We start from the raw sequence: 24,876 nt of genomic DNA, 5'->3' as shown, positions 1-24,876 counted from the left end.
ATGAAAAATATTGCCAAAAACTTTTTCTCAAATGCATTTTATCAAGTCTTTTCAATTATTTTTCCGTTGTTGACAATGCCATATATTGCCCGTATTCTGGGCGCAGAAAAGATTGGAATTTATAATTATACTTATTCAATTGCAATTTATTTTGCTTTAGTAGTTAAACTAGGTGTTGACCATTACGGAAATCGATCTATTGCCAAAGTTGGAGAAGATATTGAAAGACGAAGTATACTTTTTTTTGAAATTTTTGGGATACAATTATTTAGTGGAATAGTTTGTATACTTCTTTATCTAGTTTATGTTTTTAATTTTGCTCAACAATATCAAGAAATTGCTTTGCTACAAGTGTTTCTTATTGTTAGCTATATGCTAGATATTAATTGGTTTTTCTATGGAATACAGCAATTTAATATCGTCATTGTTAGAAATATTTTAGTCAAGCTATCAACATTGATTTTTATTTTCCTGCTTGTAAAAAACCAAAATGATCTTTGGCTATATACCTTAATCATGAATGGTAGTGCGATTGCAGGATTTATAATCACTTGGTTTCAAGTTAAAAACTATATTTTTTATAAAAGAATTAAGCTATCTGAAGTGACAAAACACTTTAAGCCATCAGCAATTCTGTTTATTCCTATTGTTTCAGCAACTATTTATACTAGTTTTACCTCAGTATTTTTAGGGAATTTAAGCAGCATAAAAGATGTCGGTTTTTACAATGCAGGTAGCCAAGTTTTATCAATGCCTAAAGGTATAATTGCTGCATTAGGAACAGTAATGTTGCCTCAAATGTCTGCGATTTATGAGAGAAAAGACTCAAAGGCAGAAGCGACTAAATATCTTAATTACTCTGTAATTTTTGCTTTATTTCTTTCCATAGCTTTTGCTTTTGGGATATTGGGAGTTTCAAAAGACTTTGTACCATTGTTTTATGGAAAAGATTTTAATGCAAGCATTTTGGTACTAAATGGTTTGGCTTTATATCTTCCTTTTTATGCTTTAGGAAATGTTATTAGAACTCAATACCTGATACCACAATCTAAAGATAGACCATTTGTGGTATCAGTACTACTCGGAGCATTGACTAGTATTGTAGTGAACTTATTGCTGGTTAAGCCATTGGGATTACTTGGGGCGACTATCGCAACCTTTCTATCTGAAAGTGTTCTTGCAGTTTACCAAATTTTTGCTGCTCGAAAAGAAATATCGTTTAAAATATTCATTAGTCCATTTATTGTATTTTTTATATCTGGAATAGTAATGATGGTTATTCTAAACAGTTTGACTTTGGGAGGATTATCAATATTTGTTAGACTTTTAGTCAAAATAGGGATTGGCGTTATTCTCTATTTACTCATAACATTAATTTACTTTAGATACTCGAAAAATGATATTATTCGAAGTTCCAGAGAATGGATTATGAAAAAAGTGAGATAGGAGAGGATATTATATGGCGTATAACTATCTAATTACAGGTGGCGCCGGCTTCATCGGCTCAACTTTAGCAAATCATTTATCTAAGGAAAATTCAGTAATCGTAGTTGATGATTTGTCTATGGGAAAACAAGAAAACTTAGATGACAATTCAAATCTCAATTTTATCAAAGGTTCCGTTACTGATAAAAAATTAATGGAAGATATTTTTTCAAGCAATCAATTTGATTACATTTTTCATTTGGCAGCAATTGCAAGTGTAGCGGATTCAGTTGAACGCCCAGTTGAAACGCATCAAATTAACTTTGAGAGTGTTTTGATGTTGTTAGAACTAATTAGAAAATATCAAAAAGATTTGAAGCGACTGGTTTTCAGTTCATCGGCAGCAGTTTACGGAGATGAACCTACATTACCTAAGCATGAGGAATCCGTTATTCGACCTTTGACTCCTTACGCGGTAGACAAATTTGCTGCGGAACAATATGTGCTGGACTATAACCATCTTTATGGTGTTAAGACGAGTGCGGTGCGCTTTTTTAATGTATATGGACCAAATCAGAATCCAGAATCTCCTTACAGTGGTGTCATTTCAATTTTGGTTGATCGCTATAAGAAAATTCAAAAGGGTGAGGATACACACTTCACATTATTTGGTGATGGTTCGCAATCTCGAGATTTTGTGTTCATTGAGGATGTAATCCAAGCTCTGTTACTTGTGGCGAGCAAAGAAGAGTCTCTTGGGAAGCAATTTAACGTTGGTACAGGAAACGCGATTACATTGAATGAGTTGATTGAGGTCATAGATGAAACATTAGGCATTAAGTTGGCACTGAAACATGAATCTGAAAGGGACGGCGATATTAAGGATTCAGTTGCTGATATCTCTAGACTAAAGGGTTTAGGATATAATCCTAATTTTAGTGTTCAAGAAGGTATGAAAAAATATTTAGTTTCAGAAGAATTGATTTAAAAAGTCGGAGCATATCCGACTTTTTTTTGGTATTATGGTAGATAGTTGTGAAGTTAGGAGAGTAAACATGAACAATGAAAAAATAGCCATCCTCATCCCTTGCTATAATGAATCACTTACGATAAAGAAGGTGATCAATGATTTTCAAAGGGAATTACCTGAAGCGGATATTTATGTCTATGACAATAATTCTACGGATAATACGTATGAGATAGCTTTGAATGAAGGAGCCATTGTTAAAAAAGAACCGCGGCAAGGCAAGGGGAATGTTATTCGCCAAATGTTTTTTGATATAGAAGCTGACTACTATTTAATGGTGGATGGTGATGACACGTATCCGGCTGAGTACGCTCAAGAGCTGATTACAGCTTTGAGAGAGGAAAGAGCAGATATGGTCATTGGGGATCGTTTATCAAATGGCACATATTTTAATGAGAATAAACGAGCTTTCCATGATTTTGGGAATAATTTAGTAAAGAATTCGATCAATCGTTTGTACCAGGCAAACATTAAAGATGTGATGACTGGGTATCGTGGTTTTAATCGGATGTTTGTAAAAAGTTTTCCAGTAATGAGTTCTGGTTTTCAAATTGAAACAGAATTTACCATTCATGCGTTAGATAAACGTTTTAAGTTAGTGGAAATACCGATTGATTATCGTGACAGACCAGAAGGCAGTGAATCCAAATTAGATACCTATTCAGATGGAATGAAGGTTCTATTGACGATATTAAAGATGTTCAAAGATTACAAACCCTTATTGTTTTTCTCGGTATTTAGTTTAATTTTCTTTTTGTTCGGACTTGTTTTTGGAGTGCCAGTGATTAATGAATTTATCCGCACTGGTTTTATCACGAAGATTCCGTCTTCGGTTTTAGCGACAGGATTAATGGTGTTTTCTTTACTGTTGTTAATTACCGGATTGATCTTAGACACGGTTGTAACAAATACAAAAAAAGAATATGAGTTAAACTTGTATCGATTATACGAAGAAGATCTTCATAAGAAAAAAATATAATTTCCTTAACTAAATAAATTTTACATTTCACTCCTCTTTCATTTCATGTATAATGGTTTAAGTTATGACATGAAGTAAGGAGGAGTTGTTTTTGTCTGAGGATCAAAACCAACACTCAGAAGAAGGATCTTTTAAAGAGCAGATTATGCGGGCTTTAGAAGAAGGTCGAAAAAATCGTGAAGCTGACGCAACAAAGAAAACGCACACGAGACCGGAATCTTCGAAAGTAAAAAAAGATGCAAACGACGATGACGATTTGGCTTCGTCCTATGAGCGTTTATTTGGTAATAGACGAGATAAGAAGGATACAACCGCCTCTGAGCAGAAGTCTGAATCATCTGAAAAGGAAATAAAAAAAGAGGAGTCACCAAAAGAGCCAAAAACAGAAGCGGTTCCGAAAAAAAAGGTTTCGGATAGTGATTCTATTTCAAAGTCTGAAGAACGAAAAGAAAACAAACGAATTAAGGCTGAGAAAAAGAAAGCTATTGAAGAAGAAAAGAAATCTTCTAAAATTCAGAATAAAAAATCAACCACGCATTCTAACGATTCAAGAAAATCTGTGGCAGCAGTTCCATCAAAAAAGGAACCGAAAGCAGAAAGTGAAAAAGAATTTCTTACGAATGAGCATGTGGAAGAAGAACCATCAATTTTCCAGCGAATTGGCGAGAAATTTGAAGAATTACGTCAAATGGATGAGGAATTTGATGGGGATTTAAGTGAGGAGAGCAACTTGAAACGAGCAGAACGTCGCAAAGAGGATCGAGTCGTCCGAAAGATAGTATATATATTGACGATTGGTATTTTGATCGTCGCGGGCATTCTAGCAATCTCAGGATACAATTACGTGAGCGCTGGATTGAAGCCACTAGATAAAAATGATAAAAAATTAGTCCAAGTAGAAGTTCCTAGCGGGTCTTCTAACCGTCAAATCGGGGATATATTAGAAGATGGTGACGTCATTCGAGATGGGATGGTCTTCAACTTTTACACGAAATTCAAAAATTTGACCAATTTCCAAGCAGGGTATTATCAATTTTCACCAAATATGACTTTGGATCAAATTAGTAAAGAGCTGCAGCAAGGTGGAAGTGCTGAACCATTGGATGACGCTTCTAAATTAACAGTTCCTGAAGGCTATGATGTTGATAAAATCGCAAGTTTAGTTGCGAAGAAGACCGACTTCAAGAAAGAAGATTTTATCAAGGTAATGAAGGATGAGAAATTCTTTGATCAGTTGAAGGCACAGTATCCAGACTTACTAACAGATGCTGGTAATGCCAAGGATGTTCGTTATCGTCTAGAAGGGTATCTATTCCCTGCGACTTATAATGTGCATAAAAACAGGAGTCTGGAAGACTTAGTGACGCAAATGGTTGATACAACCAATCAAATCCTGACGCCTTATTATAGTCAAATTAAGGAAAAAGGGTTAAATGTCCAAGAAGTAATGACCTTAGCTTCACTAGTTGAAAAAGAAGGAGTTACGCAGTCTGATCGTAAGAAGATTGCACAGGTCTTCTTTAATCGGATCGAAGCTCAAATGCCTTTACAGTCAGATATTTCCATTCTTTATGCGTTAGGTGAACACAAAGAAGTTGTAACTATCAAGGATACAGAAGTAGATTCGCCGTATAACCTTTATACGAATACTGGTTATGGACCTGGACCGTTCGATAACCCGAGTCAAGAAGCAATTCAAGCAGTCCTTGATCCAACAAAGAATGATTACTATTACTTTGTTGCAGACATTTCAACAGGAAAAGTCTATTATGCGAAGACGTATGAAGAGCATATGGAATTAGTCGAAAAATATGTCAATAAAGAGAAATAAACAATTTACAATACAGTAATTACGTGGTAATCTTTTGTGGATTAAATCTATAAAAGATTACCTTTCGTAATTTAGTTGATTGAAGGAGAAGAAAAATGGTAGAAAAAACATATCCGATGACTCTAGAAGGAAAAGAAAAGCTAGAGCAGGAATTAGAAGAATTGAAAACAGTAAAACGTGGAGAAATCATTGAACGAATTAAGATCGCCCGTAGCTTTGGCGATCTATCAGAAAACTCTGAGTACGAATCTGCGAAGGACGAACAAGCCTTTGTTGAAGGCCGTATCAGCACTTTAGAAAATATGATCCGTTTCGCACAAATCATTGATAACGAGAATGTAGATTCTGACGAGATATCAATCGGAAAAACAGTGACTTTTGTAGAACTGCCCGATGATGAAGAAGAAGAGTACACGATTGTCGGAAAAGCGGAAGCAGATCCGTTAACTGGAAAAATCTCAAATGACTCACCAATTGCTCAAGCGCTGATTGGTAAAAGTGTTGGAGACGTTGTGACGATTGCGACACCGGGCGGAAACATGGAAGTTAAGATCACAAATGTGAAACAAAACTAGAAATGCATGAAAGAGGCGCTTGTCGCCTCTTTTCTTTTATGTTCGGATGTGAAAGAGGTTGCGACCTTAGACCGATAGTATTCCGAGTGTAAAAAAAGTAGAATAAGGTATAAATAAAAGTTGGGAGGAAAGATAAAATGAAAAGTCCATGGCGCTTTTTCATTGTAATTGAAGCCTTACTTGCAATTTTCTTATTATGGCAACTATCTTCAAATCCTGCGATGTTGATCATGTTACTCTTCGGAGTACTGAATATATATTGGGCATTGCGCAAACATCGCCGAAGTAAATTCCAATTGATCTTAGGCTCAGTGATTCTGATCATCTGTCTAGTAAATAGTCCCGCGACTTGGTTGATGTTGATTTTTGCTGTCATATTCCTTGGTTTGAAGGGCTTTGAAATTGCAGGTATTTCAATACCGAATCATTCTCTGAAGAATAAGAAAAGTATTGTGATGGTTGAGACGACGGATCCGACTAGCCACAATGGAGAACGAAAAAAACAAAGCTGGATTGGCAATGATCGAATTGGTACACAGGTCTTTGAATGGGACGACATCAATGTGGCGATCCTAGCTGGCGACACCATTGTTGATTTAGGAAATACCTTATTGCCAAAAGAGGACAGTATCGTGATTGTCCGTAAAGGCTTTGGTCGAACACGCATTCTGGTGCCTTATGGGATTGGCATTCTTTTTGAACATGCGACTCTATATGGCAAGGTTGAATTTGATGAAGAGACGCAAGTATTGCGCAATGAAACGATAAAAATGTATAGCGAAGATTATGATGAAAGTCCCCGCAGATTAAAAGTCATCACGAATACCTTAGTGGGGGATGTCGAGGTGATTCGCGTATGATGGGAAAATATTCCCGTTTACAAGTTTCCTTGTATTCTGGCCTGATTTCCTTTTTACTGATTCTCACGACTCTCTTTTTGTATATGTACGCTATTGGGAAAAAGCAATTGTTTGCACAATTGTTTATTGCACGAATTTTCTATATTCCCTTGTTTGTACACATAATTGTGATCGCTTTGACCGTAAGTGCGGTGGTCTACTTTTTAGTCACCTTTATAGAAAAACGTCAACTTGGGAAAATTGAAGGGAAATTACAAAGTCTTGCATCAGGTAATTACGATCAGCCTTCATTAGATGTGGCTATCTCACAAAATAAAGAAATGCTTTTAGTGGATCATGATATCAAGCGAATCAAAGAGAAGCTGGTCAGCATGTCACGAGAGTTGCAGCAATTAAGTAGTCAGCCACAAATGGTAGACGGAACGACCAAGGAAAAGATTTTAGAAGAGGAACGTCATCGCTTAGCACGAGAGCTGCATGATTCGGTCTCTCAGCAGCTGTTTGCGGCTATGATGATGATGTCCGCGTTAAATGAACAGTCGCAACATTCTGAAGAATTAGAGCCCTATAAGAAGCAATTAGCGATGGTTGCGGATATTATCAATGCGGCTCAATCAGAAATGCGTGCGTTGTTGCTGCATTTGCGTCCGATTAGTTTAGAAGGAAAAAGTTTACGACAAGGAATCGAGCAATTATTAAAAGAGCTGCAGACAAAAATTCAAATTCAGTTAAAATGGGATGTACAGGATATTTGTGTTTCTGCTAGCATTGAAGATCAATTATTTCGAGTGGTACAAGAATTACTTTCCAATACACTACGCCATGCAAAAGCGAATGAACTCGAAGTATATTTAAAAATAGTCGGGCAGAACATTTTGTTGCGCGTAATAGATGATGGTGTTGGCTTTGAATCAAAAGATGAGCATGCAGGTAGCTACGGTCTTCGTAATATACGTGAACGTATCGCCGGTGTCGGTGGTTCAACGAAGATCATTAGTTTTAAAGGACAAGGAACAAGCATCGAGATCAAGGTTCCTGTGGTCGCTGATACAAGTGCTGTAGCGGATAAGTCATTAGAAAATCAAGCAGAGTAGAAGAATACATTAATAGGAATTAGGAGGCAAAGGATGATACGAGTATTATTAGTTGATGATCATGAAATGGTTCGATTAGGCGTTTCTTCTTACCTATCGATCCAATCAGATGTCGAAGTGGTAGGGGAAGCTGAAAACGGCGAGGAAGGCTATGAAAAGGCGATGGACCTTCGACCTGATGTGATTTTGATGGACTTGGTCATGGAAGTAATGGACGGCATCGAGTCAACGAAGAAAATATTGAAAGATTGGCCCGAAGCCAAGATTTTGATTGTAACTAGTTTTATTGATGATGAAAAGGTCTATCCAGCTATCGAAGCTGGAGCATCTGGGTATTTGCTTAAAACGTCGACAGCTCATGAAATCGCCAATGCTATCCGTAAGACCTATAATGGCGAACGCGTTTTAGAGCCTGAAGTAACCACCAAAATGATGGAACAACTATCTAATCGTAATCGTCATGTTCTCCACGAAGAGTTGACAAACCGTGAACAGGAAATTCTATTACTGATTGCACAAGGGATGAGTAATCAAGAAATTGCGGATGAATTATTCATTACGTTGAAAACAGTGAAGACACATGTTTCCAATATTTTAGCAAAATTAGAAGTTGAAGATCGCACACAAGCTGCGATCTATGCCTTTAAACACGGGTTGATAAAATAGAGAGTCATTCTCTGTTTTATTGACCCGCTCTTTGTTATACTAAGACATGTAAGTTTTAACGAGCATCGATCAAATAAAAATTTTCGAATAGTTAAGGAGAAAGCATGAAACAAAGTTTTGTCATTATTGGTTTAGGAAGATTTGGCGGAAGTATTTGTCGCACATTGGTTGAATCGGGTCAAGAAGTTTTGGCTATTGATAGCAGTGAAGACCGAGTAAATGAGTATATGAATATCGCGACCCATGCGGTAGTTGCGAACGCACAAGATGAGATGACGCTTCGTTCTCTTGGTATCCGAAATTTTGATCATGTGATCGTGGCGATCGGTGAGGATATCCAAGCGAGTATTTTGGTAACCTTAATGGTCAAGGAAATGGGTGTGCCTAATATTTTGGCAAAAGCTCAAAATGAGTATCATGCTCGTGTGCTGGAGAAAATCGGTGCAGATCGGGTTGTTCATCCTGAACGAGATATGGGCCAACGAATTGCACACAATCTAGTTTCAAAGAATATTTTAGATTATCTTGAACTTTCAGATGAATTTTCCTTAGCGGAAATCAATGTGACCAATCGCAAGTTTTATGGAAAAACATTGGATGAACTCGATTTTCGTCAACGATTTGGTTTGAATGTCGTAGCGATTCGACGGGATAATCAAGATCCAATCGTAACACCCCCTGCTGAAGAGGTCGTACAGAAAAATGATCACTTAGTAGTAATTGGACGAGATGAAGATGTGGATTATTTAGATGAGAAAATGAATGGATAGGTGGGTTTCAGCATGAAATTAACGATAACGCCTCAAGCGCAAGAATGGTTCAAACGAGAACTTGAATTAGCAGAAGGCCAAGGTATTAAATTCTATGGAAAAGTATATGGAAAAACACAGGTTCATGATGGTTTTTCTGTTGGGATGTCCGTGGATATTCCAGAAAGTCCACTTGTAGAAACTAAGGTAGCCGATCAACTTTTCTACATCGAAGAATCAGATGAATGGTTTTTCAAGGGATACAATTTAGTAGTGGATTACGATTCTGAACTAGATGAACCTAAGTACGATTTTAATCAAGTTTAGGAGTGACTCGAATGATATCAGTAATTGTTCCTTGCTTTAATGAAGAGGAGGCTATTCCTCTTTTTTTTGCAGAAATGGAAAAAACGAAAAAAAAAATAGCTCATGATTTTGAATATATTTTTATTAACGATGGTTCGAAGGATGGAACGCTAGAGGTTCTTCGAGAATTAGCCCGAAAGCATAAAACTGTTCGCTACATTTCTTTTTCGAGAAACTTTGGGAAAGAGGCTGCTTTATACGCCGGACTGCAAGCGTCTAAGGGAGATTTAGTTACAGTAATGGATGTGGATTTACAAGATCCTCCGGAATTATTACCGCAAATGGTTGAAATGATTGAGACAACAGACATAGACTGTGTAGGCACAAGACGAGCAGATCGAAAAGGAGAGCCGCCTATTAGAAGTTTCTTCGCAAAAAAATTCTATCAACTAATAAATCGGATAAGTGATACTGAAATGGTAGATGGTGCTCGAGACTATCGATTGATGACTCGTCAGATGGTGGATGCGATTCTTGAACTTACTGAATATAACCGTTTCTCAAAAGGATTATTTAGCTGGGTAGGCTTCAAAACGGAATATATCTCTTTCGAAAACCGCGAACGTGCAGTGGGAGAGACTTCTTGGTCATTTTGGAAACTATTTAACTATTCAATTGATGGGATAGTTAATTTTTCTGATGCACCATTAAATATAGCGTCTTTTGTTGGAGCATTTTCTTGTGTGGCTGCTGTGATTGCAATGCTCTTTATCATAGTACGTGCATTAATTTTTGGTGATCCAACTTCTGGTTGGCCTTCATTGGTGACGATTATTTTATTCATCGGTGGGGTTCAGCTACTTTGTATCGGTATTATTGGCAAGTATATCGGGAAGATTTTTATGGAGACGAAAAAACGGCCGGTTTATATTGTTAAAGAGACTGAAAAAAAGTTGGAGCAGTAAGCCTAACTCAGAACACAGCAAAAGCAGGTATTAGTCTCAGCTTCTGAGAATAATACCTGTTTTTTTAATACCCCCGCTCCAACTCTACCTGATTCACCGACAATTCTTTATTCTCTACATAAGACTTTAGATTAGCCAAGAAGATTTTCATAAATTTATTTTGGAAATCGACAGTCATACCTGAGATATGAGGAGTGATCAATAGATTGTCAAGGCCCCATAATGGACTTTCTTTTGGTAAAGGTTCCTCTTCAAAGACATCAAGAGCCGCAAAGGCGAACTGTTTTTCTTCTAATGCGGTTATCAATTCTTTGGTATGAACGGTATCTCCTCGACCAACATTTATAAATACAGCAGATTTTTTCATCTTTTCGAAAATATCACTGTTGAAAATATGATAGGTCTCCTGTGTTCCAGGTAAGATTCCTACCACAATGTCCATTTCAGGGACAATCTTTGCCAAATTCTTGATGGAGTAGGTCTCAATGAATCCTTCAACTGGATGACCAGTGGTATTGATTCCATAAACCTTGATACCTAGGCTGTGAATAGATTTTGACAATTGTTGACCGATGTGACCCGTACCAACGACTAATAAGTTTTTTCCAGCTAACTGGTCGTAATGAATGGTATCTTGGACCCAGTCTCTTTGTTCTTGAGCTTTGACAGCTTGTGTTAAGCCACGATAATAGCTGAGTAGAACACCAATAATATGTTCACTGATAGAGAGGGCATGGATGCCGCTGCCATTTGACAATAGTATTTCTTGGTTAGAAAATTCATCTAGCGGCAAATAATCGACACCTGCAGAAATTGATTGAACCCATTTTAACTGTGGGGACTGGAGCAATGCTTCGCTATACTTCTTTGACCAGCCGACAGAAATTTCTACCTCTTGCAGTTCTTCCTCGTTAAGCGAGGTTTTTATCTGATAATCAGGAGCAATGGTTTGAATCTTTTCAATAAATTCTTCGCGAAATTCGCGCTGTAAGTAAATAATTGGTTGTGACATAGGAATTCCTCATTTCATTTTTACTTGAAATCTCGCATTCATTTTAACAAAAATAATGAAAAAAAACTGCTTACGGAATCGTAAGCAGTTATTTGGTGGGTAATTCGATTCTAGGAAAATAGTGTGTTACGCGGAAAAAGACAAATAAACTGATAAAGGTAATTAACAGACTTGAATCAAAATTTGGTTGGAACAATAGGATAATGGTTGCTAGAATCACCGGAATTGTTGCACAGAAAATGATGGTCTTAAAACATTCAAAGAAAGTGATTCGTCTTAAGCGTAGTTTAGCAACGATCATTCCTGCGATACCAGCAAATACTAACGTAACAAATAAATTGATAAAGGAAGGGTAAAGTCCTGCCAATAACATCACGAGCGGTGTCCAAATCGGCATTTCCAAGTCTTCCAAACCAGCTCTAAGCTTGTCGCCGGTCATGCTTTTTAGTGGCTCCTGTTTATAGGAGAATTTCAGCACGTTGTCTCCGAACATTGCCGAGCTGACACCGCCGTAATCTGGCAATACAAGTAATGCTTGATCCTTCAGTAATCCAACACTAAAATAATTTCCGACTAAGTCCTTTTCGACATCCTGCTGTGAACGCTTGCCGTCAGGGTCAAAGGTCAGAATGATCGAATCAGTCTGATAGATGAATCCTTTTTCCGGCTTCGCTGTCTTAATCTCGCCATTTTCAATTTTGAAATCGGGAATCTTTTCAACGATTTCTAAACTATCCGCTTTGATTTGATTCATCACTTGAAGTGCTTGATAAACACTTGGAATCGCCAGCAGCAGACTCAAGCCTAATAGATAGACAATGGACTTCCAAAAGGGCGTGTCCTTTGCTGATTTTAGATCTTCAAAACGAAAAAGAGATCCTTTGATTAATTGACGAAAGGTCATGTGATCGCTCCAATCTTTTTATACAAGAGCCATTGTAGCGAAGTAGGCTTGAAATAACAAGGCGATCTGTAAAAATGTAAAAAGAATGCAAGAAAGAATTGACTATTATTTCAAGCTTCGCTATCTTACATTAAGTAGAGAAGAATAAGAAAGTGAGCAATCATGAAAATCTATTATATGTTTAGAAACTATTTGGAAGAAAAAAAGCTTTGGGAAGTATTCATTTATTTATTTTTTGGCGGGCTAGCTACCGTTGTTAATATTGTAACCTTTGCTCTCGCTTACCAGGCTTTTCACCTAAGTTGGCCAGTGTCGAACGCCATTTCGTGGATTTGTTCGGTGCTATTTGCTTTTGTCACGAATAAATTATGGGTATTCCAGTCAAAAACGGAAAACTTTACAGCTTTAGCATGGGAGTTTGGTAAATTCATCTTTTATCGTGTGCTGTCCTTTGGCATGGATATGGCCTGCATGTATTTATTTATCGATATGCTGCATACAGGCAATTTAATCGCCAAAATCATTACGCAAATCGTCGTCGTTGTAGCAAACTATGTATTCAGTAAAGTATTTATTTTCAAAAAAGTCGAGATTATCGAAGACGAGAAAACGAATTCTTCGTCACGATAGGCATATCTATTGAAGAACCCTGCATTGTTTGATACAGTCAATATGTAAGATATTTTAAGGAGGAATTGAACAATGGCTTATACTTTACCAGATTTACCTTATGGCTACGACGCGTTAGAACCTTATATCGATGTTGAAACGATGCACCTGCATCATGACAAGCACCACAACACTTATGTAACCAACTTGAATGCTGCGATTGAAAAATATCCAGAATTAGGCGAACAATCAATCGAAGAATTAGTGACGAACTTGAATGAAGTTCCTGAAGACATTCGTACAGCGGTACGTAATAATGGCGGCGGACACGCGAACCACAGCTTCTTCTGGAAAATCATGGCGCCTAATGCTGGCGGTGAACCAACAGGTGCGATCAAAGAAGCAATTGATCAAGCTTTCGGCAGCTTTGAGAAAATGAAGGAAGAATTCAAGACAGCGGCAACAGGACGTTTTGGTTCTGGTTGGGCATGGTTAGTATTGAACAACGGCAAATTAGAAATTACATCAACCGCCAATCAAGATAGCCCATTGACGGACGGCAAGACACCAATTATTGGTTTGGATGTTTGGGAACATGCGTACTACTTAAAATATAAAAATGTACGTCCAGACTACATTGCAGCATTCTGGGATGTTATAAACTGGGATCAAGCAAATGAAAATTTAGCAGCAGCTAAATAATCAACTACGATTTTAAAGAAAGATTAGTTCTGCTAGTCTTTCTTTTTTTTGCGTTTATTTTTGTACCCTTCCAAAAATCTTCATATTTTTATGGTATAAATCGAATTTAAAGGGAACCGAGTAGTTAATACTTTTTAAGTTTCCATTATATAAAATTAATTATTTTTCGGCTGTGGTTGAACCGATGGCTGATCTATGAGAAAATAAAACGTAAAAAATCGTTGATAGAGGTGTGCTATGAGCCGTTGGAAAAAAGTTGTCGTAGGATTCTTGGTCCTACTAAATTTATTTATAGGTGGGATTACCTACTATGCTGTTCAAGTAACAAATGATGCCAGTAAAATGGTAGACAGCATTCGACAAACTGTTAAACGAACGAGTTTAAAACGAGAGGGCGACAAGCCAAATATCGACAATGCAGAACCTTTTTCAATTTTGCTTGCGGGAGTTGATACTGGGGATCTTGGTCGTTCGGATCAAGGGCGGTCGGACAGTATGATGGTGGTTACTATCAATCCGAAGCAGAAGAAATCAACGATTGTCAGTCTTGACCGAGATATTTTAACGAAGATTGTTGGATATGGAACAAATGATAAGTTAAATCATGCTTATGCTTTCGGCGGCGTAGAGATGTCGATGGATACCATTGAGACACTCTTAGATATACCTCTGGATCATTATGTTTCTATCAATATGCGTGGGTTGAAGGATCTAATCGACGCTGTGGGCGGTATAGAAGTCAATAATAAAATTGACTTTACTTTAGATGGCATTCACGTGGCTAAAGGAAAACAAACATTAGACGGAGAAAAAGGTTTGGCTTATGCTCGGATGCGTTATGAAGATCCAGAAGGCGATGTAGGTCGTCAAAGACGTCAACGTGAGGTTGTAACAAAGATTTTACGAAAAGCGATGTCTATTAACGGTGTCGGAAACTATAAGAAGATTTTGAAGGCCGTTGAAAAGAATATGAAGACGGATTTGGATTGGGACGACATGATGGATATTGGAACAAATTATCTATCAGCTTTTGATACCATCAAGCAAAAACAACTAGTAGGTAAGAGTCAGATAATCGACGAAATCTATTATCAGATTTTAGGAACCAACGAACTGTTAGACATTCAGAACACTTTGAAGAAGCAGCTGGGCTTGCCGACCGCCGATACATTGCCTAATTTGAAAGAAGCTGATGCAGACAGCTTGTTTTACGATGATTCAGATGGAAAAGCCAGTGAAGATACGAGTCAGTATGCACCAGGTTATGACAATCCTAATAATTACGACAATAGCGGTGTTTATGGGGATTCATCAAGTGCGAACAACGGGTATCCGCAGTATGGAGATACCACTCAGAACGATCAAGGCTATAGTGATCCTGGTTATACAGATCCAAACCAAACGGATCAAGGCTATGGTGGTGCCACTGATCCAAATGCGGCTTATGGAGAGCCAGCAGCCGGCTATTAAATAGGCGTGACCAATTGCGGTCACGCCCTTTTTTTTATTTTCTGGTAAGCTTTACTACGACTTCGCAGCGTGCTGTCTGCGGAAACATGTCTACAGATTGAAGATATTCGACACGATAAATTTTGGTAAGGCTCACAAGATCACGCGCTAACGTTGAGACATTGCAGGAAATATAGACCATTTGCGGACTAGGAGATTGTTCAATGGCTTTTAGCAATTGAGTATCTAAGCCCGTCCTTGGAGGGTCAACTACAATTGCATCCGGCGAAAAGCCATCTTTCAACCATTTTGGCAACAGGCTCTCAGCGGTTCCGACTTCATAATGAGTATTGGTCAGATTCATTGCTGCCGCATTTTTCTTGGCGTCATCGATCGCCTGAGGAATGATATCCATGCCACGAACTTCTTTGGCTTGCTTTGCTAAGGAAAGGCCGATCGTACCTACACCGCAATAAGCATCTATAACAGTTTTTGGTGTCGTTAAATCTAACGCGTGAATCGCTTCTTGATAAAGAATCTTCGTCTGCTGAGGGTTTAACTGGAAGAAGGCACGAGGAGAAAGCTCAAAGCTTACCTCATTGATCTTTTCATTAATGACCTCCTTGCCCCAGAGGTGGATGGTTTCATCGCCCATGATAACCGAAGTTTTTTTGTCCTGAATGTTTTGCATAATAGAAACAACTTCCGGCAAACGATGGGTGATTTCTCGGATCAAGGCATTTCCTTGCGGTAATTTTTTTGTTTTAGTAATCAAAACTAGCTGTACTTCCCCAGTTTCAATGCCAATCCGAACCATTAATGTTCGCATGATTCCTGAATTTGAATGCTCATCATAAATGGGCATATCATATTTTGTTAATAGATTTACAACAGTATTGATGACTTTCTGTGTCGTCGGCTCCTGAACGAGACAATCCTTGATGGAAACTAATTGATGAGATTCCGCTTGATACAGACCAGCTTCTACTTGCTTGGTCTTTTTGTTTTTGCGCAATTGAAATTGTGCCTTGTTTCTATAATGCCAAGGCTCCTCCATTCCGATCGTATCGCGGAGCTCAAAGTTTTGATAACCATCAGGTTTAAATTTTTCCAGAGCTTGCCGAAGCAAATCTTTTTTGAAATCTAACTGCTTATGATAAGCCAAGTGCTGTAGTTGGCAGCCCCCGCATTCTTCATAAACAGGACAAGGCGGGGTGATGCGATCAGGACTTTTTTTCGTAACTTTAACTAGGTGGGCTTCAGCAAAGCGTGGTGTTGCTTTTGTGATTCGTGCAACAACCGTTTCACCGGGTAAAGAACCAGTGACAAAGATAATCAAACGTTTATAATAAGCGATTCCTTCACCATTAATTCCTAGACGTTTGATTTTTAAGTTTAGTGTTTGATTTGTTTTCAATTGAACAGCCATAGTCAGCCTCTTTCTTAAAAATATTTTCAATTGTTCAGCGCAGTTCATTTTAGCATATTTTTATCGATTGGTTGATCATCTATGATAGAATTAATTTTTGCTAAGGCAATAATTGATGGAGAATTTGAGAACGTGAGAGCGTTTATTAAAGTAGAGGTATTGATTCGAATGGGAGGGATAAAGGATGTTAACAGTAGTAAAAATTAGCCAAGGGCGCGGACCTTTTTATAAAGTGGAATTCTCTAATGGTGAGAAGCTGCGATTATCTGAAGATACCGTTGTGCGTCATCGACTCTTGAAAGGACAAGAGTTAGAGGAGAAAACTTTAAATGAAATTAAGCAAGAAGGCAAAGAAGACATGGGCTATCAAATGGCCCTGAACTATTTAAGTTATCAGTTACGAACAGAAAAAGAGATTCGGACCTATCTAAAGGACAATGAAATTGAGAGCACAGATCGCCAAAAAATTGTTGATCGCCTTAAAGAGATGGATTTGCTAAATGATCTTGTTTACAGTGAAAGTTTTATTCGAACACAGATGCGTTTAGGGGACAAAGGTCCTCGAGTGCTGCAGCAGAAGTTAAAACAAAAAGGAGTGAAGGATAGCGATATCCAACAGGCTCTTTATCTTTACGAAGGCGATGAGCAATATCAGGTAGCATTGCATACTGCGCAGAAGGCTTTGAGAAAATTTCATCATAACAGTCAACGTGAAGTTCAGCAAAAGCTGCAGCAGTTGTTGATGACAAAAGGATTCAGTAGTGATATCAGTAAACGAGTTCTGGCAGAGATTGATTTTTCTGAGATTGAAGAGCAGGAAAATGATGCACTGGAATTGCAGGGTGAAAAATTATGGCGTAAAAATCAACGCTTTGAACCAGCGAAACGACGGCAGAAGGTTAAACAAAGCTTGTATCAAAAAGGGTTTCAATTAGATCAAATTGATGCCTTTATTCGTGGAAAAGAGGAAGAGGATGAATAAGGCTAAGGCTTGGGAAGAATGGACAGAGGAAGAGGTAACAAGTTTTCAGGATGCTTTTCTTACTTGGTATCAGCGGGAAAAGCGAAACCTTCCTTGGCGTTATAATCACGATCCCTATCGCATTTGGATTTCGGAGATCATGCTGCAGCAAACCCGCGTTGATACAGTGATTGATTACTTTTACCGCTTTATGGAGCAATTTCCAACGATTCAGGATCTTGCTAACGCACCAGAAGATAAGCTACTGAAAGTCTGGGAAGGCTTGGGCTATTATTCTCGAGCACGAAATATTCAGGCCGCAGCAAAGCAGATTATGGAGGAGTTCAATGGAGAGTTTCCCTCCACAGTTGAGGAGATTCGTTCGTTAAAGGGAATTGGCCCTTATACGGCTGGAGCCATAAGCAGTATCGCTTTTGAAATTCCTGAGCCTGCCATTGACGGGAATGTGATGCGTGTCGTCAGCCGCTTGTTTTGTATCGAAGCTGATATTGCAAAAGCCAGCAGCCGTAAACCCTTTGATGAGGCAATGCGGAAAATCATCAGTCAGGATCAGCCAGGAGATTTTAATCAAGCGATGATGGATTTAGGCTCCAGTATCTGTACACCAACAAGCCCCCAATGTGAGAGCTGTCCGATTCAAAGTTATTGTCAAGCTTATCGTGAAAATAGACAGACAGACTTTCCTGTAAAGTCTAAAAAATTGAAACCCAAAGACGTCTATTACGTGGCTGGAATTATTGAGAACAAGCATCAAGAATTATTTCTTCAGCAGAGACCAGAAACAGGGTTATTAGCAAACATGTGGTTATTCCCATTAGAAGAGGTAACTGCTGCGCGATTTAAAGAATTGCAGGAGCAATATGATCCAAGCGCTTGGGATTTGTTTTCCAGTAGCTTAGTGGCAGAAGATAGTCCCGACTTTTTTCCAGAACAGGCAGTCGTATGGCAGAAAAAGGTTCTTGGCGAGGTTAAGCATGTCTTCAGTCATTTACGTTGGCATATTCTAGTTTTTTATGGGCGGAGTACGGCAGCTCTAACGATAGAAGGTCAATGGGTGAAACCCAATGACTTTGAAAACTATGTTTTTCCAAAACCACAGCAAAAAATGTTGGAAGTTTTTGAAAATAATTTAGCAGACGACAAAGATTAGTAGGCAATCTTTCATTTTATTGCTATAATAATTCTGATGTCGGTGTGATAACACCCAAACAAATGCGAAATTTTCTTTCGCTGAGGGAAGGGTAGCTATGGGAGTTCCAAAAGAAGGAGAGTTTGTAACGATCAAAAGTTACAAACACGACGGCAGTTTGCATCGAACGTGGCGTGATACCATGGTATTAAAAACAAGTGAGTGTTCTCTGATCGGCTTGAATGACCACACGTTGGTTACAGAATCAGATGGCAGAAGATGGGTCACTCGCGAACCAGCGATCGTTTATTTTCATCAAAAATACTGGTTCAACATAATAGCAATGATTCGAGAGAAGGGAGTTTCTTATTATTGTAATCTAGCATCACCTTATGTATTAGATGACGAGGCACTGAAGTACATTGATTATGATTTAGATGTCAAAGTTTTTCCGGATGGGGAGAAACGTCTATTAGACGTTGATGAATACGAAGCCCATAGTCAGCAGATGCATTACTCTAAAGAAATTGATTATATCCTCAAGGAAAATGTCAAAATCTTAGTGGACTGGATTAACAATGAAAAGGGGCCTTTTTCCCAAGGCTATATTGATATTTGGTATGATCGTTATAAGCAATTGTCGCGAAAGTAGAAAGAAAAGGCTGTACCAAAAAGATGGTATAGCCTTTTTTGTGGGAGAGTTATAGGGATAGTATTACTTTACAAATTTATGTCGAACTATAGAATATCTAGTATTTTGATTATTTAAGCTTTATTTCATTCAGTCAATTGGTTTTCATACATTTCTTTGTTAAACTGGATAAAGATCATCAGAGATTAGGAGATTATATTTTGGAACAAATAAAAAGAAGTAGAAACAAATCGAAATCTAAATTTAAATTTAAGTTCAGTGGTGAAGCGGAAGTTATTTTATGCTTGAGTATTGCATTTATTCTTATAATACTGCCTCTATTTTTTACACCTGTTTCAAGTGACGATTTTATTTATGTCGTGAATAATTCAGATTGGTCTGATATGCATTGGCGATATATGAATTGGTCCGGTCGGTTGGTTGCAGATTTCGCCTCGCTAATATTACTTCAACTTCCTTCAATAATTTATATCATAATAAAAGCAGGAATTTGGGTGGCTTTGATAGCGCTAATTTCTCAATTACCTTCAATTTTTGCAAATAAATTAAATTGGAACTCAAACAATTTTATTATTGTATTTTTGCTTTATTGGATTGCCAATCCTAATTTAGGACAAACTTCTTTTTGGACAGTTGGATTCACAAACTATCTTTTAACAAATTTTTTTATAGTTTCTTTCATAGCATTAATTTTTTTCCTCAAAGGGAAAAAATTAAAAGCTTGGCATTTTTTTGGGAGCCACTGATAAAGTACCCTAGTTTCTACAAAAACTCAGATTAATGAACGGAAAAAGCCCGATGATCAGCCTACAAAGTTGATCATCGGGCGTTCTTTATTATTTTTCTTCCGCTTTTTCATCAATCAGCTTAACGATTCGTTTTAAATTAGTGACAAAGAGCGTACTGGCTCCTTGAAGCATCATGCCCTCAATGTCTTTAGACCAAGAAACATTGTAGCCATGTCTGTTTTTGATTTCACTATTCTTTCCTTCAATCATATAACGCATACGGTAACGTTTTTGGAACGCTTCCGTTTCCTGAAATGTCTGTTGGTCGCTATGTGCTTGGGATTGAATCGTCACACTGTACGTTTTACTTTTTGCCCCTTCTTTATAACAGTCCTCATTCAATGGACAAGCTTGGCACTTTTTTACATCAAAATAGAAGGTCAATCGTTGGTTTTCTCCTTGATTTTTCTTTCCTTGAACAGCTTTTCGAAAGGCCAATTGTCCATTGGGACAGACGTACATTCCAGCGTCCTTATTATATTCCCACTCCTGTTCGGGATCTCGTGTGCCATTTGAAATCACTGGATGAAGTTTTGAATAAAGTTTAATTTTTTCTTCTGCTGTAAAAAGTAAGTTGGCTTTTCCTGAATACGCTGTATCACCGATAACTTCCTTCACATCAATTCCGTTCGCACGTGATTTTTCAACTAATTCTTTTAAATATGGGCCGTCTCCAACATCCCCACCAGTCACACTTGCGGCTGCGATAATTCGTTCTTCGGTGATAGCCAGATGGGTTTTATAGCCGAAAAATTCTGTTTCTGCGGTTTTATGTCCAACCTTTGCGGACGTATCGTGAGAATAGACTTCATATTCTTGGCAATCTTCAACCGTTTCTTTTAACTGATTGACTGACTCCGCGACTGCAGGTATGACGGACCATTCTGGATGTTCCTCAATTGCTTTTAAGAGCGTCTTTACATAGTCTTTTTCTGCTTGGTACTCGTTTTTTTGATTTTTTTCAGGCATGATCTGTTTCGCTTCAGGTTTTACTGTATAAATCGCTTTGCGCACCTTTTTTGAATAAGAACGTAAGAGCTCTATTGCGGATTTTTTATTAAATCTAGAAGCGGTATGTGTGGCATCTACGATAATTCCTTTGCTTTTGATAATCTCTTTTTCGATCGCGAGCTGAACGGTTTTGTTCAATAAGAGATCTAGTAAATTTGAATCGTTCAAGCGTTGTCGTCTGAATTTCGTCAGTAGACTTGGATCAATGACCTCGTCTTCTGGAGCCAAGCCAAGAAAATATTTGTAGGCCATGTCTGTTTTACTGCGAGCAACGAGATCCACATCAGACGCGGGAAACATCGCTTTTAACATCAAATATTTGAATAACTTAATCGGATCATAGGCATTGCGACCATCGTTTAAACAATATTTATTTTCTAGTTCCTTGTAGACAAAAGAAAAGTCAACTAACTCATTGAACCGACGCAAAATATGATCGGCTGGGATGAGTAAATCATAAAGATCACTATATGGACTAAGTTTGGTTTGAACCATTTGTTTAAGCATGAAATCGCCCCCTAGATACTTCTAATTATAAAGATATCTGGACAACGAATCACTATCTAAAAGAAAAAATTGTCGAAAGAAAATGCCTGCATTCTCTTTCGACAATTTTTGTTATTGAACTTTATCAGTGGCTCCTTTTTTTGTAATTCCAATTTTGGGATTACTAGCAGGAAATTCTAATGAGAATACTTCTATCGTTGTCATTTTGCTTTTACTAGTTTTTTTATTAATAGAGAAAGAGAAAAAAGTATTTTTAATTGCTTTTCCCTTTTCAGTTATAGGAACTCTAAGTTTACTTTTATCTCCTGGACAACATGAAAGATTGCAACATTCAGCATTTCAAATTTCCCGCGAGCAATCTTTATTTCATAGGCTTTGGAATTATTTTTCTTCTCCTTGGTTTATTGAAACGTTTAAAAGTTTTTCATGGGTGTTTGTTGTATTTATACTTCTTGGTTTTATTTACTTTTTAAGAAAACAATATCCGCAAAAAAACAATCTTATTTATAGTTTGATATTTTTCTTCTCAGCAATTATTGCTAATGCTGCTTTTGGTGGTTCATATGTCTTTCCAGTAGCTCTTCGATCGCTAAATGGTGCATTAGTCTTGTTTCTGATTTCGATTGCTTTCTTTGCCAATGACTTACTATACGATAAAGTCTTAGTTTATAAGAGAAGTACAACATATTTGATTGCATTACTTTGTATCCCATTTATTTTCACCTATTACTATGCTACTAAAAGTGTAGTTTCGCTACATGGACAGTTTGAAGTAAGGGAGCAAGCTATTCTGGAGGGAAAAGAAAGTAATCAGAAGACTATATACATTCCAAATTATTACGTCGGGAAGTTATACAATCCTTCTGATAGCATTGACATGTTTCAAGGTGATCTCAATTCGTATTATGGTATCGATGCAGCCACTAGTATTGTTAAGTTCAATAAAGATTTCAGCTTTGATTATAGCAGTGATAAATTAATTAATACTAAACAAACTCCATTAAATAGATCCTTCGGTGAAGGAAGTAAATTAAAAGCTGTGAATATTTTCCCTGATGAACGCAATATTAATAACTATAGTATTAACTTGATTTTTGATAACAATCTTGTAAAAAAATATTCAACTGAAGATGTACTATTTATTCATGTTAATTGGAAAAGAGAAGCCACAAAAAATGTCATCACAATGTTCAATGCTGATACATCATTGAATAACCAATTGAAAGTTGATGATAAGTATATTTTTTCTTCACCAATAGGAAATATTCGACCTCAAGATATTGAGAGTGTAAATATAGGTATCTATGATCCAATAACAAAAACGAATTTAGTAGACACAACTATTCAGATTAATAAAAAATAAATTTCTATTGTCATCTCCCAATACTATATTAGTTAATGAAAAAAGAGGCTTGAAACTACTATCATAAAAGGTAGAAAACTGTTAATGAGTAGTTTGTACGCCTCTTTTTTGAATAAAAAATTTCAATGTGAAAGTTTCTTACAACTCTTTTTTCATATGCACATGATCGATTCCAGCATCCTGAAAGATCTCGCCATAGGCAACATAGCCCAATTTTTGATAAAAGGCCTCTGCGGTTAATTGTGCGCCTAATTCGATTGTTTTAAATCCCTGTTGCTTTGCGAAGCTCTCTGCCTCGGCAATAATCTCAGCACCAAGTTTCTTTCCACGATATTCCTTCAAAACAGCCATGCGCTGTAACTTAAATGTTTGGTCGTCCAGGGGCAATAGGCGAACAGTCGCGGCGGGCTTTTCTTCCACTGTATAAAGAACAAAATGAACGGAATAGGCTTCATTTTCGTCGATTTCTAGATTAGCAGGGACGCCTTGTTCTTGCACAAAAACTTTTTGACGGATTCGAACGGCGTCGAGATAAATGTCGCTCATTGTATCCTTAGTGATTAAAATTTTCATAATGACACCTTCCTCAAGGGGATTTTTCTCCACATGATGTATACTATAAACTAAATCTAGAAAAAGGAGTAGATGGATGTTTGAGAAAATTAAAAATTCAAAATTAATGTTTTGGTCAGTGGAACTTCTGGTCATCACCACGTTAATTTTTGTTTCATCAAAAATTGATTTTGTCTTTCAACCGATTGGGACATTCTTCACCACGTTGTTTGCACCGATCTTGATCGCCGGCTTTTTGTATTATTTATTAAATCCATTAGTCAATCTATTGATGAAAATGGGCGTGAAGCGTCTATTGGCGATCGCTTTGATATTTATTTTATTGATCGGTATGATCGTGTTGATTTTCATGAGTGTAATCCCTAATTTAGTGGAGCAGCTGGTTTCTTTGGCAAAAAATATTCCAGGATTTATCAGCAATATGCAGGATTGGCTGCAGCAGGCTGCGGACAATGCCACCCGTTTCCCACTCTTTAAAGAGCTGGATGTTGATAAATATATCAGCAACCTGGATGTATCAGCTGGCAGCATTATTCAGCAATCACTTACTAGTGTGACAAATGGGCTTGGATCACTTATTGGCAAGATCACGACAGTAGTCTTGTTATTAGTTACAGTCCCGTTCATTCTATTTTACATGTTGAAGGACGGCGAGAAGCTTGTGCCAAATATCGAGCGCCTTTTCCCAGAGAAGCAGCGTGACAATATTAAGGGGCTTCTACAGCAGCTTAATAAAACGTTGTCTGACTATATCAGCGGACAGGCAATTGAATGTTTGTTTGTAGGAACCTTCACCTTTTTAGGTTATCTCCTGATTGGTGTTGACTATGCCTTTCTATTCGGAGTGATTGCAGGCTTGACGAATTTGATTCCTTATTTAGGACCTTATTTAGGACTAGCCCCGGCGTTGATCTATACCTTTTTTGATTCGCCGACTAAAGCATTATTATGTATCCTTATTGTCTTGATTGTACAGCAGGTCGATGGGAATGTGATTTATCCGAATATAATTGGTAAATCATTGAATATCCATCCACTGACAATTATTTTGATCCTGTTGGTTGCTGGAAATCTTTCCGGAATTTTAGGCGTTTTTCTTGGTGTGCCGGTTTATGCTATTTTGCGTACTGTGGTGATATTTATCGTGAAAATAGTGAAGCAAAGCAAGCAGGAAGAGCGTGAACAAGAGTTTTTAAATTAGCCAAGAGCTCTTCGCTCGGAAATGATTGCATAAAAACAAGTGATGTGATACGATTTTATCGTGGCCTTTGTGCCACTTTTTTTACACT

General features: G+C 37.6%; 25 protein-coding genes. 20 read left to right on the top strand and 5 right to left on the bottom strand.

Annotated elements, in window-relative coordinates:
• The 11 genes from J9537_RS10035 (at position 1) to J9537_RS09985 (ending at position 10,477) form a co-directional block, all read left to right on the top strand.
• The gene (locus J9537_RS10035) at positions 1-1,446 is read left to right on the top strand and encodes an oligosaccharide flippase family protein (RefSeq protein ID WP_010745970.1); all 1,446 of its coding nucleotides are present in this window, start codon (positions 1-3) and stop codon (positions 1,444-1,446) included.
• A 13-nt stretch (positions 1,447-1,459) separates the two neighbouring features.
• Entirely contained in the window at positions 1,460-2,413 is a 954-nt protein-coding gene (locus J9537_RS10030) for an NAD-dependent epimerase/dehydratase family protein (protein WP_010745971.1), read from the top strand.
• A 67-nt stretch (positions 2,414-2,480) separates the two neighbouring features.
• Positions 2,481-3,431: a glycosyltransferase family 2 protein gene (locus tag J9537_RS10025; RefSeq protein WP_010745972.1), complete on the top strand. Its 951-nt coding sequence runs from the start codon at positions 2,481-2,483 to the stop codon at positions 3,429-3,431.
• 688 nt (positions 3,432-4,119) lie between these two features.
• A complete protein-coding gene (gene mltG, locus J9537_RS10020; protein WP_218257363.1) occupies positions 4,120-5,262 on the top strand; it encodes an endolytic transglycosylase MltG in 1,143 nt (380 codons plus the stop codon).
• Between the two features lie 95 nt (positions 5,263-5,357).
• Positions 5,358-5,837 (top strand): transcription elongation factor GreA, encoded by a 480-nt coding sequence (gene greA, locus J9537_RS10015; protein ID WP_010745974.1) that lies wholly within the window; start codon positions 5,358-5,360, stop codon positions 5,835-5,837.
• 137 nt (positions 5,838-5,974) lie between these two features.
• Positions 5,975-6,697, top strand: a complete 723-nt coding sequence (gene liaF, locus J9537_RS10010) for a cell wall-active antibiotics response protein LiaF (protein WP_010745975.1) — start codon at positions 5,975-5,977, stop codon at positions 6,695-6,697.
• Complete coding sequence (locus J9537_RS10005) at positions 6,694-7,791, top strand: sensor histidine kinase (RefSeq protein ID WP_010745976.1); 1,098 nt, start codon at positions 6,694-6,696, stop codon at positions 7,789-7,791. The genes liaF and J9537_RS10005 overlap by 4 nt, the downstream gene beginning before the upstream one ends.
• A 33-nt stretch (positions 7,792-7,824) precedes the next feature.
• Complete coding sequence (locus J9537_RS10000; protein WP_010745977.1) at positions 7,825-8,457, top strand: response regulator transcription factor; 633 nt, start codon at positions 7,825-7,827, stop codon at positions 8,455-8,457.
• A 104-nt stretch (positions 8,458-8,561) separates the two neighbouring features.
• Positions 8,562-9,227, top strand: a complete 666-nt coding sequence (locus J9537_RS09995; RefSeq protein ID WP_028020455.1) for a potassium channel family protein — start codon at positions 8,562-8,564, stop codon at positions 9,225-9,227.
• A gap of 12 nt (positions 9,228-9,239) precedes the next feature.
• On the top strand, positions 9,240-9,533 hold the full coding sequence (locus J9537_RS09990; RefSeq protein ID WP_218256058.1) for a HesB/YadR/YfhF family protein: 294 nt from the start codon (positions 9,240-9,242) through the stop codon (positions 9,531-9,533).
• Positions 9,534-9,544: 11 nt separating this feature from the next.
• Positions 9,545-10,477: a glycosyltransferase family 2 protein gene (locus tag J9537_RS09985; protein WP_218256056.1), complete on the top strand. Its 933-nt coding sequence runs from the start codon at positions 9,545-9,547 to the stop codon at positions 10,475-10,477.
• 64 nt (positions 10,478-10,541) lie between these two features.
• On the opposite strand, the gene J9537_RS09980 is transcribed toward J9537_RS09985, so the two are convergent.
• Together J9537_RS09980 and J9537_RS09975 are read right to left on the bottom strand one after the other, a co-directional pair.
• Positions 10,542-11,489 carry a phosphoglycerate dehydrogenase gene (locus J9537_RS09980; RefSeq protein WP_218256054.1) on the bottom strand — a complete coding sequence of 316 codons (948 nt, stop codon included), beginning with the start codon at positions 11,487-11,489 and terminating at the stop codon, positions 10,542-10,544.
• An 88-nt stretch (positions 11,490-11,577) separates the two neighbouring features.
• On the bottom strand, positions 11,578-12,393 hold the full coding sequence (locus tag J9537_RS09975; protein WP_010745982.1) for a DUF1189 domain-containing protein: 816 nt from the start codon (positions 12,391-12,393) through the stop codon (positions 11,578-11,580).
• Positions 12,394-12,555: 162 nt separating this feature from the next.
• Between J9537_RS09975 and J9537_RS09970 the strand changes: the two genes are divergently transcribed.
• The 3 genes from J9537_RS09970 to J9537_RS09960 all read left to right on the top strand — a co-directional run bounded on the left by J9537_RS09970 (position 12,556) and on the right by J9537_RS09960 (position 15,174).
• Positions 12,556-13,023 (top strand): GtrA family protein, encoded by a 468-nt coding sequence (locus J9537_RS09970; RefSeq protein WP_218256053.1) that lies wholly within the window; start codon positions 12,556-12,558, stop codon positions 13,021-13,023.
• A gap of 72 nt (positions 13,024-13,095) precedes the next feature.
• Complete coding sequence (locus J9537_RS09965; RefSeq protein ID WP_218256051.1) at positions 13,096-13,704, top strand: superoxide dismutase; 609 nt, start codon at positions 13,096-13,098, stop codon at positions 13,702-13,704.
• Positions 13,705-13,941: 237 nt separating this feature from the next.
• Complete coding sequence (locus J9537_RS09960; protein ID WP_218256050.1) at positions 13,942-15,174, top strand: LCP family glycopolymer transferase; 1,233 nt, start codon at positions 13,942-13,944, stop codon at positions 15,172-15,174.
• A 34-nt stretch (positions 15,175-15,208) separates the two neighbouring features.
• On the opposite strand, the gene rlmD is transcribed toward J9537_RS09960, so the two are convergent.
• Positions 15,209-16,582 (bottom strand): 23S rRNA (uracil(1939)-C(5))-methyltransferase RlmD, encoded by a 1,374-nt coding sequence (gene rlmD, locus J9537_RS09955; RefSeq protein WP_218256048.1) that lies wholly within the window; start codon positions 16,580-16,582, stop codon positions 15,209-15,211.
• Positions 16,583-16,766: 184 nt separating this feature from the next.
• Here rlmD and recX point away from each other — a divergent pair, with 184 nt between their 5' ends.
• From recX to J9537_RS09935, 4 genes are all read left to right on the top strand, one after another.
• Positions 16,767-17,564: a recombination regulator RecX gene (gene recX, locus J9537_RS09950; RefSeq protein ID WP_218256046.1), complete on the top strand. Its 798-nt coding sequence runs from the start codon at positions 16,767-16,769 to the stop codon at positions 17,562-17,564.
• The gene (gene mutY, locus J9537_RS09945) at positions 17,557-18,714 is read left to right on the top strand and encodes an A/G-specific adenine glycosylase (RefSeq protein ID WP_218256045.1); all 1,158 of its coding nucleotides are present in this window, start codon (positions 17,557-17,559) and stop codon (positions 18,712-18,714) included. Before recX ends, mutY begins: the two co-directional genes overlap by 8 nt.
• Positions 18,715-18,811: 97 nt before the next feature.
• Complete coding sequence (ntdP, locus tag J9537_RS09940; RefSeq protein WP_010740416.1) at positions 18,812-19,345, top strand: nucleoside tri-diphosphate phosphatase; 534 nt, start codon at positions 18,812-18,814, stop codon at positions 19,343-19,345.
• A 200-nt stretch (positions 19,346-19,545) separates the two neighbouring features.
• Positions 19,546-20,091, top strand: coding sequence for a DUF6056 family protein (locus tag J9537_RS09935; protein WP_218256043.1), 546 nt, complete (start codon positions 19,546-19,548; stop codon positions 20,089-20,091).
• Between the two features lie 90 nt (positions 20,092-20,181).
• Here J9537_RS09935 and J9537_RS09930 read toward each other — a convergent pair whose 3' ends face one another.
• On the bottom strand, positions 20,182-21,651 hold the full coding sequence (locus J9537_RS09930; protein WP_218256041.1) for an IS1182 family transposase: 1,470 nt from the start codon (positions 21,649-21,651) through the stop codon (positions 20,182-20,184).
• A 127-nt stretch (positions 21,652-21,778) separates the two neighbouring features.
• Between J9537_RS09930 and J9537_RS09925 the strand changes: the two genes are divergently transcribed.
• The gene (locus J9537_RS09925; RefSeq protein ID WP_280640427.1) at positions 21,779-23,014 is read left to right on the top strand and encodes a DUF6056 family protein; all 1,236 of its coding nucleotides are present in this window, start codon (positions 21,779-21,781) and stop codon (positions 23,012-23,014) included.
• Positions 23,015-23,152: 138 nt separating this feature from the next.
• Here J9537_RS09925 and J9537_RS09920 read toward each other — a convergent pair whose 3' ends face one another.
• Positions 23,153-23,587, bottom strand: coding sequence for a GNAT family N-acetyltransferase (locus J9537_RS09920; RefSeq protein ID WP_218256037.1), 435 nt, complete (start codon positions 23,585-23,587; stop codon positions 23,153-23,155).
• Positions 23,588-23,663: 76 nt separating this feature from the next.
• On the opposite strand from J9537_RS09920, the gene J9537_RS09915 reads away from it, so the two are divergent.
• On the top strand, positions 23,664-24,788 hold the full coding sequence (locus J9537_RS09915) for an AI-2E family transporter (RefSeq protein ID WP_218256036.1): 1,125 nt from the start codon (positions 23,664-23,666) through the stop codon (positions 24,786-24,788).
• Positions 24,789-24,876 lie beyond the last annotated feature (88 nt).

Source organism: Enterococcus raffinosus, assembly GCF_019175485.1.
In the GTDB taxonomy this organism is placed as follows: Bacteria; Bacillota; Bacilli; order Lactobacillales; family Enterococcaceae; genus Enterococcus_A; species Enterococcus_A raffinosus.
This window is presented reverse-complemented; position numbering and strand designations above follow the sequence as displayed.

Coding starts and splice junctions, on each gene's coding strand:
- J9537_RS10035 (WP_010745970.1), top strand. CDS start 1: ATGAAAAATATTGCCAAAAACTTTTTCTCAAATGCATTTTATCAAGTC.
- J9537_RS10030 (WP_010745971.1), top strand. CDS start 1,460: ATGGCGTATAACTATCTAATTACAGGTGGCGCCGGCTTCATCGGCTCA.
- J9537_RS10025 (WP_010745972.1), top strand. CDS start 2,481: ATGAACAATGAAAAAATAGCCATCCTCATCCCTTGCTATAATGAATCA.
- mltG (WP_218257363.1), top strand. CDS start 4,120: ATGGATGAGGAATTTGATGGGGATTTAAGTGAGGAGAGCAACTTGAAA.
- greA (WP_010745974.1), top strand. CDS start 5,358: ATGGTAGAAAAAACATATCCGATGACTCTAGAAGGAAAAGAAAAGCTA.
- liaF (WP_010745975.1), top strand. CDS start 5,975: ATGAAAAGTCCATGGCGCTTTTTCATTGTAATTGAAGCCTTACTTGCA.
- J9537_RS10005 (WP_010745976.1), top strand. CDS start 6,694: ATGATGGGAAAATATTCCCGTTTACAAGTTTCCTTGTATTCTGGCCTG.
- J9537_RS10000 (WP_010745977.1), top strand. CDS start 7,825: ATGATACGAGTATTATTAGTTGATGATCATGAAATGGTTCGATTAGGC.
- J9537_RS09995 (WP_028020455.1), top strand. CDS start 8,562: ATGAAACAAAGTTTTGTCATTATTGGTTTAGGAAGATTTGGCGGAAGT.
- J9537_RS09990 (WP_218256058.1), top strand. CDS start 9,240: ATGAAATTAACGATAACGCCTCAAGCGCAAGAATGGTTCAAACGAGAA.
- J9537_RS09985 (WP_218256056.1), top strand. CDS start 9,545: ATGATATCAGTAATTGTTCCTTGCTTTAATGAAGAGGAGGCTATTCCT.
- J9537_RS09980 (WP_218256054.1), bottom strand. CDS start 11,489: ATGTCACAACCAATTATTTACTTACAGCGCGAATTTCGCGAAGAATTT.
- J9537_RS09975 (WP_010745982.1), bottom strand. CDS start 12,393: ATGACCTTTCGTCAATTAATCAAAGGATCTCTTTTTCGTTTTGAAGAT.
- J9537_RS09970 (WP_218256053.1), top strand. CDS start 12,556: ATGAAAATCTATTATATGTTTAGAAACTATTTGGAAGAAAAAAAGCTT.
- J9537_RS09965 (WP_218256051.1), top strand. CDS start 13,096: ATGGCTTATACTTTACCAGATTTACCTTATGGCTACGACGCGTTAGAA.
- J9537_RS09960 (WP_218256050.1), top strand. CDS start 13,942: ATGAGCCGTTGGAAAAAAGTTGTCGTAGGATTCTTGGTCCTACTAAAT.
- rlmD (WP_218256048.1), bottom strand. CDS start 16,582: ATGGCTGTTCAATTGAAAACAAATCAAACACTAAACTTAAAAATCAAA.
- recX (WP_218256046.1), top strand. CDS start 16,767: ATGTTAACAGTAGTAAAAATTAGCCAAGGGCGCGGACCTTTTTATAAA.
- mutY (WP_218256045.1), top strand. CDS start 17,557: ATGAATAAGGCTAAGGCTTGGGAAGAATGGACAGAGGAAGAGGTAACA.
- ntdP (WP_010740416.1), top strand. CDS start 18,812: ATGGGAGTTCCAAAAGAAGGAGAGTTTGTAACGATCAAAAGTTACAAA.
- J9537_RS09930 (WP_218256041.1), bottom strand. CDS start 21,651: ATGCTTAAACAAATGGTTCAAACCAAACTTAGTCCATATAGTGATCTT.
- J9537_RS09920 (WP_218256037.1), bottom strand. CDS start 23,587: ATGAAAATTTTAATCACTAAGGATACAATGAGCGACATTTATCTCGAC.
- J9537_RS09915 (WP_218256036.1), top strand. CDS start 23,664: ATGTTTGAGAAAATTAAAAATTCAAAATTAATGTTTTGGTCAGTGGAA.